The 547-nt window shown below is 63.3% G+C and carries 1 pseudogene; it reads right to left on the bottom strand.

The features are described from left to right. Positions 1-104: 104 nt before the first annotated feature. Positions 105-422 (bottom strand): annotated as a pseudogene (locus NZK81_RS21455) (IS3 family transposase); the annotation flags it as partial. Between the last annotated feature and the right edge of the window lie 125 nt (positions 423-547).

Genomic DNA, 547 nt, shown 5'->3' with positions numbered 1-547 from the left:
GCAGGTCACCGCCGCTTGGGCTCATGCCCCCTCACAGCAGAGGGCAAGGCATTCGTTCAATTCCTCCTTTCTCTTTTGCATTCCAACATACGCCTCCCGGATCATCCGGGACGAGGCGCACTGTAGGTCACATCGGCGCACCACACGTGATTGGGCCGGTCGATCACCAACTTGCGCAGCAGGTACGGGTAGACCCGGTGCTGCGGATGGGGATCGCTGGTGCGCGGCCGCTGGTAGATCGGCGTCAGGCCCATCTTCGCCATCAGCCGTCGTGCCCGGCGGCGACCGACCTCGTGGCCTGCACGGCGCATGTGCCGCGCCATCTGGCGGCTGCCATACCATGGGCATTCCATGAACGTCTCGTCGATCACCGTCATCAACGACAGTGTCTCGTCCGTTTCCGGCACCGGGGCGTAGTAATAGTGCCGCGCGACAATCAGGATGAGAGACCAGCGTCAATCAAGATGAGAATCGCCACCTGCTGATCCGGCGTAGGGCGTAGCCCGGAGCCGGATCAGCAGGTGGCGATGGCGCCCTTTTCAGGGGC

It is taken from the genome of Novosphingobium mangrovisedimenti (assembly GCF_025153475.1).
Classification (GTDB): Bacteria; Pseudomonadota; Alphaproteobacteria; order Sphingomonadales; family Sphingomonadaceae; genus Novosphingobium; species Novosphingobium mangrovi_A.
The sequence above is the reverse complement of the archived record's forward strand: the minus strand, read 5'-3'. Positions and strand labels throughout refer to the sequence as shown.